We start from the raw sequence: 11585 nt of genomic DNA on the forward strand, positions 1-11585 counted from the left end.
TTCATTGAGCAACTTCGGACAAAACTTGCTTCGGAAGCAAATAACCCTAAGTTTTGTAAGCATAAATTTCATTGAGTTGATTCGGGCAAAACCGTTTCCCCTACACACCATTAAATTTGTTCAACATACAGGATTCTTACTGCGAGAAGTATGGATCTAACCAAAGATGGCGGAGCGCAAAACGCCGATCCGCCTCTCCCCGAGCTGAAGTTGTAAACTGATTATGACATAAGTCCAGTGATCCAGTCCATCACCGGATGATAAAAAACATAGATTCCCGTAATCACAGCAAACACCGCCGTAAGCAGCACAGCACCTGCGGCGGTATCTTTGGCAGTCTTGGCCAGGGGATGAATCTCCGGTGAGACCAGATCAACCGTCGCTTCAATAGCCGTATTCAGCAGCTCAGCGGTCAAAACGAGCGTAATTGCCAGCAGCAACAGCATCCAGCTTGCCGCAGGAAGTCTGAATACGGCGGCAGCGGCAAGCACAAGAACAGCCAAGCCGCTATGTACCTTCATATTCAGCTCGGATTTGAACGCTCCGGCAATGCCCTGCGCTGCAAATCGAAACGAATGCCAGAACTTTTTGTGGCCTACCGCCGTATTTTTGACCATTAGCGTGTTAACCCGACCTGAGCCAGCACATGCTCCTGCTTGGACATCATTTCGGCCTCAGAAGCAGCATCCTGATGATCGTAGCCCAGCAGATGCAAAAATCCGTGCACAAACAGGAAACCCAGCTCACGCTCCAGGGAATGGCCATATTCCAAAGCCTGCTCCTGCGCGCGGGTGACAGAGATAATGATATCTCCGAGCACATTCGGCACATCTTCAAACTCTTCATTCTCATCTTGTCGGTATATAATTTCCAGCTCATCTTCGCCGGTTTCGTTCAAGGCAAAGGAAAGAACGTCCGTCGGACGGTCAATTCCCCGGTATTCCCGATTGAGCTCATGGATCCGTTCATTATTGACGAAGGTAAGATCCACCTCGCCGCCCTCAATACCTTCGGCTTCACCTGCTTTTTGCAGAATGCGCTCCAGCAGGGATATTAGCTCGTCATTAATCTCGTGTTCTTCCTGTTCATTGCTCCAAGCGATTGCAAGACTCATGTATTTACGGCTCCTTCCTCTTTTTTAGGTTTCTTCACTTCCTCCGGATATTCGATCCGGGAATGAAAAATCCCCATAACCGTTTCTTTAAGCGTCCGCGCGATAATATCCAATTCCTTAATCGTCAGATCACATTCATCGAATTGATGGTCATCCAGCCGGCTTTTGATAATCTTCTCGATCATCGTCTCCACCTGCACAACTGTCGGCTTGCGAAGTGAACGGACAGCAGCCTCCACACTGTCGGCGATTCCGACAACTGCAGATTCCTTCGACTGCGCCTTCGGCCCCGGATAACGGAAATCCTCTTCCGTGAAATCAGGCTCCACACCCTTCTCTTCGGCCAGCTTCAATGCTTTATGATAAAAATAGTGCAGAAATGTCGTGCCGTGATGCTGTTCGGCAATGTCGCGGATCGGTTTGGGCAGCTTGTACTCCTTCTGCATTTCCACCCCGTCGCGGGCATGGGCCACGATGATTGATTTACTCAGCTTCGGTTCAATCGAATCATGCGGATTCTCCATGTTGTTCTGGTTCTCGATAAAATAAAACGGCCGCTTCGTCTTGCCGATATCATGATAATAGGAGCCTACGCGGCAGAGCAGCCCGTCCGCCCCGATCGCCTCCGCCGCAGCTTCTGACAGATTGCCGACCATTACACTGTGATGATAGGTTCCGGGCGTTTCTGTAAGCAGCTTACGCAGCAAAGGATGATTCGGATTCGACAGCTCTACCAGCTTGAGTGCCGATAGAATGCCAAAGGTAGCCTCAAAGAAAGGCATCAGGCCGATTACCAGCACCGCGGTCAGCAGACCGCTGGCAAAGGCAAAGCCGATAGCGTACAGTGTCTGCGTCTGATTCCAGTCTCCGCCGCTCAGCAGCGTCAGCATAAACACAGCCACACAACCGAACAGGGACACCATGATCCCGCCTTTCAGCAGCGTGGAGCGCTGCCCGGCGCGGTGGGTGGCGAAAATTGCCACATAGGAAACAATAAGCGCAAAAAAGCCGAAGTTGAAGTCAAATACCGTATTCTGCTGCACATTCAATATAATACTGGAAAGAATACTGAACAGGATGGAACAGAAATAAGCCAGCGTCATATCCAGCAGCATTGCGATCAGCATAGCGCCAATGGCTACCGGAGCCAGGAACCCGACATAAGACCGGACATCGGTCTGTAAAAATGCGGCAAGCCGCATCGAGATGATCGTAATAATAAACACAAGCACCAGCATAAGCAGCTGGGAATTATTGTACTTGAAGCCGGAGGTCCCCCCGGTATAACGGATGAACATCAGCAGGCCGGCGGAGAGCATAGCTGACAGCAGGAACAGGCCCAACTGCGGCCAATAATTGACCTCATTGCTCAGCAGGCCGCTCTCATCCAGCAGTGCGTACAGCTCGGGTGTAATATAATCCCCTTTAGCAACAAGCACATCCCCCTGCTCAATGAACACATCCGGCGTGTTCTCGCGGGCCTGCACCTTAGCTTCCTTGGTAGCTTCCTCATCGTAAAACTTATTGCTCGTGATCACCAGCCGCACCAGCTCCTGCACCACCTCACGGGCTGTGCGCTGGCTTAGTGAGCTGACGCTGACCTGCTCCGCTACCTTCGCGCGCGCAGTCTGGGCATCCACAATCTGGTCGTTCATCAGCTTGGTGACAATATCCCGGGCAACCGGCTTCATCTCGATGATATCCTGGGAGGTCAGCCGCGGAATTTTGATATAAGTCTCTTCCGGGATGACGTAGGTCTGCTCTTTGATGACGGACTGCATCTCATCAAGCAGTGTAGTGGAATACGTGCCGGAGTTACGGCTCGAATTCACAAAGTTCACGATAAAATCATTGGCCCGCTGCGGAATGACATCCTTGTAAATGCCGGCCTTGTCACTTTGTGAAATCAGATCATCCTGATTGAGCCGGTCAATCCGGTCTAGCAGTAAGGTTACCAGATTATCGAGCCTCATCGGAATAATCTCATACCTGTTCTGCACAGTCTCAGCAGCTGCTTCCTGAGCCTTCAGCGTAGCCTTGCTGTCGAGTATTTGCTTCGGCGCAGTAATTTCTTTGGCGCTTTTGGTGTTTTCTTTAATGTCATAGCGTTTAGGCAGCAAATCAGACGAGAGACTGAAGTAGAAAACAATCCCCAATAACAGGAAAAGAGCATAGCGCGTCGCCGCGCTATACTTCCAGCCGTTGTTGCTATATACAAATCCGCTTAATTTCGATGGTTGCTTTGAGGCCATGGAGACAGTCCCCTTTGTTATTCCTGGTTTTCGGCAGAGCGGTCATAGGCGACGATAATTTTTTGCACCAGGGAATGCCGTACGACATCCTGTTCCGCAAAATAAACAAACCCAAGCTCCTCGATGCCTGACAGAATCGCCTTCGCTTCGATCAACCCGGATTTTTTGCCGCGCGGCAGGTCAATCTGGGTAACGTCACCCGTAATAACCATCTTGGAGCCAAAGCCAAGCCGGGTAAGGAACATTTTCATCTGTTCAGGAGTCGTATTCTGCGCTTCATCCAGGATGATAAAAGAATCATCCAGCGTACGTCCGCGCATATAAGCGAGCGGTGCAATTTCGATCAATCCCCGTTCCAGTGCCTTGGCAACCTGATCGGGGCCCATAACGTCGTATAAGGCGTCGTAGAGCGGACGAAGATATGGATCAACCTTTTCCTGCAAATCGCCGGGCAGGAAGCCCAGGCTCTCTCCTGCTTCAACTGCAGGACGCGTAAGCACGATGCGCTTCACGGAACCTTCCTTCAACGCGGTGACGGCAAGCACAACGGCGAGATAGGTTTTCCCTGTTCCCGCAGGTCCGATGCCAAAGACGATATCGCGCTTCTTGATCGAAGTCACATAGTGCTTCTGGCCAATCGTTTTGACACGGATCGGCTTGCCGCGGAAGGTTGTCGTAATTTCACCTTTGAACAAATCAAGCAGTTGGTCGGCGCGGAAATCCTTTGCCAGCTCCACCGCATACTGCACATCACGTTCACTAAGTATGTAACCGCTGCGGATCAGAGACAGCAGCACATTGAACAGCTGTCCCAGCATGTCCACTTCCCGCTCCGCCCCGCGTATTGTAACTTCAGCTTCACGCGAGTCGATAACCGCCGGTATTTCACTCTCGATAATTTTCAGAAAACCATCCTGCGGGCCGAACAGGGATTGCGCTTCTCCCGCATTTTGCAAAGATATACGAATGCTTGCAGTCTGTTCTGACAAGTAGCCTCATTCTCCTCGGTTGTTTACTATCGGAAGTTCTTCCGCGATTCTCTCTTCCACTTCAAACAGCACTTTCATATAAACTTTACCATTCTCTTTCTTCTCATGCAAAATTTTTTGACTTTTAATAACGCTGTCAGTGCCGTAACGGGCCAAAATATCATTAGTTGCCCGGGTAATCCCTTCCTGCCGGGCAGCCTCCGGAGTTTTGGTGCCGGAAGTATATTTGACCTCCATTTCCTTCTCAGTCATCAGTCCAAGCGGCACCTGCAAAGAACGCCAGGACAGCAGATCATGCTCCGTAAGCGTCCGTGATTTCTCAAATCCGGATTTCCCGTATCCCCAAAGTTGAACCGCCCAATTGCCGATCACCAGATATGTGCGGTCTTTCCGGTCCCCTGTATATGAACTGCCGGTTGTTTTGAGCGGCACCTCGATGTTGTATTCATGCCATACTAGACCCTTTACCTCGCCTTTGGCAACCACCGTCTGCATATTGTTTTCATCACCCAGGGTGCCGGAGATCAGAATATCCCCTTTTTTGACCCGCGAATTGCGCGCTACAACCGGTCTGCCCTGCTCGGCGTAGATCTCGGTAACCACCGCATCGGTTCTGCTGATCAGATGGCGCTGGCTGAGCAGCGGCTTGTTCTCGGGCTTGTCAGCCTCGACAACCTGGATGGTAATGCTCGTCCCCGTGCGCTGCACCCCTACCCAGGAAAGCCCCGGCATCCGCGAGGTCATCTGTCTGGAGAGCTTGTCCGGCTCATCCATACGCCAAATCCACTGGAAAGGATAGATGCCTTCTTGACGAGCAGCGTCCAGAATATCTTCGGAGGCAATGAATTGATTCCCTTCGACTTTGATGCTCCACACCATTGATGAAAGCAGCAGAAGGCCAATGCCAAACAGCAATAAACCGGCAGCAAAAAACTTCCGTTTCCACAGCCGCGCGAGCCGGAAGGGCAAGCCGTTCCTGCCTGTCACATGCATGCGGCAGCCTGTCTTTTTTAACAGCGGCCGAAGGACAAAAAAGTCATTCAGCAGCAGGTTCAGGGAAGCGCCATCCCCCGCAGGCCTCACATCCCATATGACGATGCCTTGTTCGTTCACTGCATTGATAAACCTTTCCACCTGCGGTCCCGTCACATGCAGTGTAACGAACCCCCGCAGAGATGCCAGAGGCGGTTCTTTCATGGTTTCTCCTCGCTTCCCTTATATCTGATCTCCCCGATTAAACCCTCTACAGCCAGTTCCTGGCCAAGAATATTCCGGATCACTAATCCCTCGCCGGAAATCTCCAGATAACCATTGACTAACGCAAGCTTAAGCTGCCCGGAGGAAAAATGCAGCACGCCGCGATGGTTCTCAATATACAGCTCCTTATTGCCGATCAGGGTGATTCGGGGCATCTCCTGCAGCACATCCTGCGGAAGATCCAATACCCCGTTTGTCCATCCCCGCAGCCTGCGGCCGATACGGGTCATATGTAGACTTCTCCCCCTTCCTGCCTTCTGTACACCTTATGCGGCAATGCTGTTTTTTATGAGAAGAACTCACCCTGCCTACTGTAATTTCAATATCAGCACAGAATCCGGCCTCCCCGTTCCATTTGAAATTGGTTGAACATACAATCCAAAATGAAAATCTCAAAATATAATAATCTATCTAACAGGAACGGAGGATTTTACTATGGCAGCTACGCCTAACCCTGATATAAAGTAGCCGTTACCACCGTAGGCGTGGACGCAGGCGGCAAAATAGTGGACAACCAGCAGTATCTCTGCACTCAACTGACCACAATTTCCGCTCTGACTCCATAAAAGCATACCCTCCCCGCAACCCCAAGCAGGACTTCATAAAAAAAAGCAGCAATCAGCACCGGTGGAATACCGGCGGCTGATTGCCGCTTAATACTTCATAATTATACTTAACGCCGCGAAGAATGCGGTTTGCGTGAACGGGGAGGAGCAAGGATTTCAGCCCATACCAGCCCGTTCCGCAGCGATTCACGATTATCTGCCAAACCATGACGGGCAGCAGGCGCTTCGGAGACAGCACCGCTCTTACGTGCATTGCCTGCGTCACCTGCCTCTGAAGCGCCTGCCATGCCGTCAAAAGACGCCTGCAGGCGTTCCAGCTCCCGCTGCATCCGTTCTGTACGCGCCTGTACGCCCTCTTCTCCCGATTGCTCAAGGGACATGCCTTCACCTGTATCATAGTCGGGAGAAGGCCGCTCAGGAGACTCCTTCCAGACAGGAGAAGCATCGTACTCACGCTCGTCATAGGACACAGAAGGCTGACCCGGATAAGAAGACTCGCCTGGAACAGGAAACCCGCTGCCCTGACGGGCCGGGCTTTCATCCTCAGGGCTCTGTTCCTTCTGCCGGGCACGGCGGAGAGGACTGGCGTCCCCTCCGCCGCCAAAAGTCGGCATACCGCCGCGCGGACCATTTTTCTGTTTATTCTTCCCCGCTTTGTTCATGTTGGAAAAGATCGCAATCACAATGACTACGGCGATATAAATCAAACTGCTCATGGGATCTCACATCCCCTTATTTATTGGTCGGACGGCTCGAATCATCGCCATCATTTAATTTGCCGAGCGAGCCGCGCATTTGCGTGTCGGCTTCAATGTTTTTGAGGTTCATGTAATCCATGACCCCGAGTTGACCTGCACGCAGCGCTTCTGCCATAGCCAGCGGTACCTGAGATTCAGCTTCGACGACCAGCGCCTTCATTTCAACGACGCGGGCTTTCATTTCCTGCTCATGGGCAACGGCCATCGCTCTGCGTTCCTCCGCCTTGGCCTGTGCAATGCGTTTATCCGCTTCAGCCTGCTCGGTTTGCAAATAGGCTCCGATATTCTTACCAACGTCGATATCTGCAATATCAATGGACAAAATTTCAAAGGCCGTACCCGAATCCAAACCCTTGGACAAGACTGTACGCGAGATTGAATCCGGATTCTCCAGCACATCCTTATGGGAATCACTTGAACCTACTGTTGTTACAATCCCCTCGCCGACGCGGGCAATGATTGTTTCTTCCCCCGCACCGCCGACGAGCCGGTCGATATTCGCCCGGACTGTAACCCGCGCTTTAACCTTGACTTCAATCCCGTTCTTGGCAACAGCAGCGACAATCGGGGTCTCAATCACCCGTGGATTAACGCTCATCTGTACGGCCAGCAGCACGTCGCGTCCGGCAAGATCAATGGCAGCGGCGCGTGTGAATTCAAGCGGAATATCCGCCCGCTGGGCGGCAATCAAGGCATTGACAACCCGGTCGACGTTACCGCCTGCCAAGTAATGGCTTTCCAGTTGATTGATATTCAGGCCAAGCCCTGCTTTGGTGGCTTTAATGAGCGGATTAACAATCCGGCTCGGAGTAACCCGGCGGAGTCTCATAGCCACCAGGGTAATAATGCTGATTCTTACTCCGGATGCCCATGCGGAAACCCACAGCATCACCGGGAAGAAACTGAAGAACACGCTCAGTACGATGATCACAACAACCGCGATCAGCAAAATCGGAATTAAAGACGCTTCGCCCATACTTTTTGTCAACCTCCGTTACATTTTTAAAATTCATAAACATACTGGCTGCAGGCTCCGCTTATTTCTCGGATTCCTTCACAACCACACGGCCTCCCTCGACCTTCACCACGGAAACTGGAACCCCCGAACTGATGAAGCTCCCTTCGGTTACCACATCCACACGTTCATTGCCGACCAAGGCCGTTCCGGCCGGACGAAGCGGTGTAATGCTGACGCCCGAAGCACCAATCAGACTCAGTTTCTCCAGCACCGGAACAAATCCCTGCTCTTTGGTTAGACTGTCGCGCAGAATAAACCGGTTCCAGATGCCCCGTTCCTTGAAAACCACAGCTACGATGGCGATAACTACTGTGGCTGCCGCAAAGGCTATTCCCAGATTCAAGAATGCATGCTCTAAGCTAAACGCAGCCCGAACAACGCCTGCCACAAGGCTCACAGAGCCCAGCAAACCCAGAATCCCGAAGCTTGGGACAAACAGCTCCAGCACAAGCATGACAAGTCCCAGAATAAACAACAGCCAGGTCTCTGCTCCAGCGAAGCCCGCCACATAGTTGCCGAAGAAATAAAGGGCAAATGCGAGAGTGCCGATAATTCCCGGAGCGCCAAAGCCCGGCACCAGCAGCTCAATGACAATTCCGGCGATGCCGATGAAGAGCAATATCGTCATAATAATCGGATTTGTCAGAAAATGCGACATTTTTTCTGCTCCGGTATGTTCCACGCGAAAAATGTCGTCTGTGGAATAACCAAGCAAAGTGATGGCCTCTTCCGGCGTATCGGCAAGATGATCGGCATATCCGGCTTTCAGCGCTTCATCGCTGGTCAAAGCAATAATTTGGCCTTGCGCTTTGTTCACCCCGAGTTCAGGCTTGTTCACGACAAGGTTCACATCCATCATTCCTGCAGCAATCTCCGGATCACGTCCGTTCAGTGAAGCGGCACCAACCATCTTGGATTTCCAGTAGGAGACCATCTTTGCGTCGTCTACGCTTTTTCCGTTCATATCCACCAGCGATGCAGCGCCGATCATACTTCCGGGCTTCATAATAATTGAGTTGGCGTTCAGGGCAATATAACTGCCGGCAGACGCAGCATCTCCTTTAACATAAGCAGCTGTGGGAATTTCACTGTCCCTGACCATCTGCCCGATTTGTTCCGCAGAGTCGACAAGTCCCCCTGGTGTATCAATCTCCAGTACAATCAGAACCGCCCCGTATTTTGCCGCTTCCTCAAATCCCCGCTCCAAAAAGCTTTGTAGTCCGCGTTCAATCTCCTGGTCAACCGGAATAATGAACACCGGCCCGCCCTTCAGCTTTTCCGCAGCCGTTCCTCCTGCAGCCGAAGAGGCTCCCTCTGCTTGCGTGTAAGCTGCAAACGGCGTCAAGAGCATCAGCAGCAGGACGGTGACTATGCCCGAAAAGGCAATTTTACGGATTTTTTTCACTTGTAACCCTCCTTTCTCTAAAAATAACTCCAGCACATAATCCTTAGTACGCCATTCCCGGAAATATGTTTCAAACAATCGTTCGGTCTGTTCAGGAACACATTACCGGAAACAGGGCGGAGCAACAAAAAAAGGGAGGAAGTAAGCTGCGCTTTACTTTCTCCCTTCATTTTATCCACCGATAATGAAAAACACCCCTTTATTCAAGGGGTGCTAGCGTTATATTATTGCAGAAATTGCAGAACCGCCTGGTTCACGAGTTTACCATCGGCGCGACCTTTGACCTTAGGCATCAGTGCGCTCATGACCTTACCCATTTCACTTTTCGAAGAAGCACCGGTTTCCTGGATGGTCTGCTGTACAATTACTTTAATTTCTTCTTCGGAAAGCTGCTCGGGAAGATACTTAATGATAATCTCGATTTCTGCCTTCGTACTCGCGGCAAGCTCGTCGCGACCCGCTGATTCAAATTCTTGGAGGGCATCTTTGCGCTGTTTGATTTCACGACTAAGGATATCAAGCACTTCGTTGTCGTCTAATGTTCTCTTCAAATCTATTTCAAGATACTTTATTGTAGAACGAACCATTCGAATGGTGGAGAGTGTGAACTTGTCCTTACTCTTCATCGCTTGCTTCATATCTTCGTTTAATCGTTCGCTAAGATTCATGCGTGGGTAATCCTCCTAAAACTTTCTCTTACGAGCAGCCTCAGACTTCTTCTTGCGCTTTACGCTTGGCTTCTCATAATGCTTACGTTTCTTCACCTCAGCCAAGACACCATCTTTAGCGATGGAACGTTTAAAGCGACGAAGTGCAGCATCAATTGTCTCGTTTTTACGAACTTTCGTTTCAGACACCAGTTTTCCCTCCCTCCGACCAGACCGTCCAAGAGCATAACACGGTTCATCATATTTCATTATAGGTCAAACTGAAATAAGGTGTCAACCTTCGTGTTATTCTTTTTTTAGGCAGGTTATCAGAATTTGAAATATCTGCTAAGCATGTGATGCGGAATTGCCGACAAGTGCACCCAGTTTGGCACCGCCAAGCAAATGATAATGAAGATGAGGCACGGCTTGTCCGCTGTCCGGACCGCAATTGTTGATCAGACGGTAGCCTGTCTCCGCAATTCCCAACTGAATAGCAATTTGCTGCGCTACAGCGTGAATCTCACCGATCAGCGGCAGATCTTCAGCCGTGACATCATTCATCGAAGCGATGAACTTCTTAGGGATAATCAGCACATGCACCGGTGCGGCAGGCTCAATATCGTAGAATGCCAGTATCCGCTCGTTCTCGAACACTTTTTTGGAAGGGATTGAGCCTTCAATAATCTTGCTAAAGACAGTTTCCATACAACGCTTCCTCCTAAAAGTTTGTGGAGCGATACTTCCGTAGTAATTCCTCAGACCGGCCTTCTTCGCCACAATTAGTTTTTATGTTCTCTAATCATACAGGATAATCATGGATTACGAAAGCAGCACAAGAATAATACAACGCGGGGAAGTTGGAAAGATCATATCATGAGTCAAATGAAATGAATACACACGCAAGCAGGAGGATAGCTCAAACATGAATAGGACATTGCTTAGTGAAAATGTGTACTAGGGATAATACAGAACTCTGCTTATCACCATGGCTGTATTATAGACAGTGTTAGCTGCTGGCAAACGGGGTGGCATTGTTTTATTTATTTCGCTTGTGGCCTGACTCCCGGGGCATCTATCTGCCCGGTTCCTTTGTTACCCAGGACGCACTTCAAACTTCGGACTTTTTACGCACGGACTGTGTTGTATCAGCCCATATATATTTATGTGGAGCTTTATATCCCGCTTATCTGTATCAGATACAGGAAAAGTGTATTCTGTTTGTCCCACATCATCCGCATCTAACATTCAGGGTGATCGTCAACAAAGTAATCGTTGTCAAAAAGGCACTGCTGAGGCGCTTCTCTATGTGTAGTTGCGGGTTCGGTACAGGGGAACAAGGTAATGATAGCTTAATCTAATCCCATATCTGACAGGGATCTCGAACTTCGGGACCCATCAGACTCATAAAAAAAAGCAAAAAAAAGAAACACCCTACCAGCTTAAAAAGCTGATTCGGCGGCGGACGTATGAAAAGGAGCGTTTCCCGGTCATACGTCCGCCGAGGTGTTTCAAAATGATGTCGGCTTAGCTGTATTATAACAGGGGGTTGAAGGTGTATCTGTGATTGTCATCACAC

12 protein-coding genes are annotated in these 11585 nt (G+C 50.3%); all 12 read right to left on the minus strand.

The genetic code is table 11. The features are described from left to right. Positions 1-221 precede the first annotated feature (221 nt). The 12 genes from H70357_RS25820 to H70357_RS25875 all read right to left on the minus strand — a co-directional run bounded on the left by H70357_RS25820 (position 222) and on the right by H70357_RS25875 (position 10714). Entirely contained in the window at positions 222-617 is a 396-nt protein-coding gene (locus tag H70357_RS25820; protein ID WP_038595423.1) for a diacylglycerol kinase family protein, read from the minus strand. Continuing rightward, the gene (gene ybeY / locus H70357_RS25825) at positions 617-1114 is read right to left on the minus strand and encodes an rRNA maturation RNase YbeY (RefSeq protein ID WP_038595424.1); all 498 of its coding nucleotides are present in this window, start codon (positions 1112-1114) and stop codon (positions 617-619) included. Before ybeY ends, H70357_RS25820 begins: the two co-directional genes overlap by 1 nt. Beyond that, on the minus strand, positions 1111-3366 hold the full coding sequence (locus H70357_RS25830; protein ID WP_038595426.1) for an HD family phosphohydrolase: 2256 nt from the start codon (positions 3364-3366) through the stop codon (positions 1111-1113). Before H70357_RS25830 ends, ybeY begins: the two co-directional genes overlap by 4 nt. A 17-nt stretch (positions 3367-3383) precedes the next feature. Beyond that, complete coding sequence (locus H70357_RS25835) at positions 3384-4355, minus strand: PhoH family protein (RefSeq protein WP_038595428.1); 972 nt, start codon at positions 4353-4355, stop codon at positions 3384-3386. Positions 4356-4361: 6 nt separating this feature from the next. Next, complete coding sequence (yqfD, locus tag H70357_RS25840; RefSeq protein WP_038595430.1) at positions 4362-5552, minus strand: sporulation protein YqfD; 1191 nt, start codon at positions 5550-5552, stop codon at positions 4362-4364. Then, entirely contained in the window at positions 5549-5842 is a 294-nt protein-coding gene (yqfC, locus tag H70357_RS25845) for a sporulation protein YqfC (RefSeq protein ID WP_038595431.1), read from the minus strand. The genes yqfD and yqfC overlap by 4 nt, the downstream gene beginning before the upstream one ends. Positions 5843-6285: 443 nt before the next feature. After that, on the minus strand, positions 6286-6894 hold the full coding sequence (locus tag H70357_RS25850) for a hypothetical protein (protein WP_038595433.1): 609 nt from the start codon (positions 6892-6894) through the stop codon (positions 6286-6288). 16 nt (positions 6895-6910) lie between these two features. Further along, the gene (gene floA / locus H70357_RS25855) at positions 6911-7912 is read right to left on the minus strand and encodes a flotillin-like protein FloA (RefSeq protein WP_038595434.1); all 1002 of its coding nucleotides are present in this window, start codon (positions 7910-7912) and stop codon (positions 6911-6913) included. A gap of 61 nt (positions 7913-7973) precedes the next feature. Then, positions 7974-9305, minus strand: coding sequence for an NfeD family protein (locus H70357_RS25860; protein ID WP_081966236.1), 1332 nt, complete (start codon positions 9303-9305; stop codon positions 7974-7976). Between the two features lie 278 nt (positions 9306-9583). After that, positions 9584-10027, minus strand: coding sequence for a GatB/YqeY domain-containing protein (locus tag H70357_RS25865; protein WP_036683862.1), 444 nt, complete (start codon positions 10025-10027; stop codon positions 9584-9586). 15 nt (positions 10028-10042) lie between these two features. Further along, positions 10043-10216, minus strand: a complete 174-nt coding sequence (rpsU, locus tag H70357_RS25870) for a 30S ribosomal protein S21 (protein WP_005547957.1) — start codon at positions 10214-10216, stop codon at positions 10043-10045. Between the two features lie 138 nt (positions 10217-10354). Further along, complete coding sequence (locus H70357_RS25875; RefSeq protein WP_038595438.1) at positions 10355-10714, minus strand: histidine triad nucleotide-binding protein; 360 nt, start codon at positions 10712-10714, stop codon at positions 10355-10357. Positions 10715-11585 lie beyond the last annotated feature (871 nt).

Origin of the sequence: Paenibacillus sp. FSL H7-0357, assembly GCF_000758525.1 — a bacterium.
Lineage (GTDB): Bacteria > Bacillota > Bacilli > Paenibacillales > Paenibacillaceae > Paenibacillus_AQ.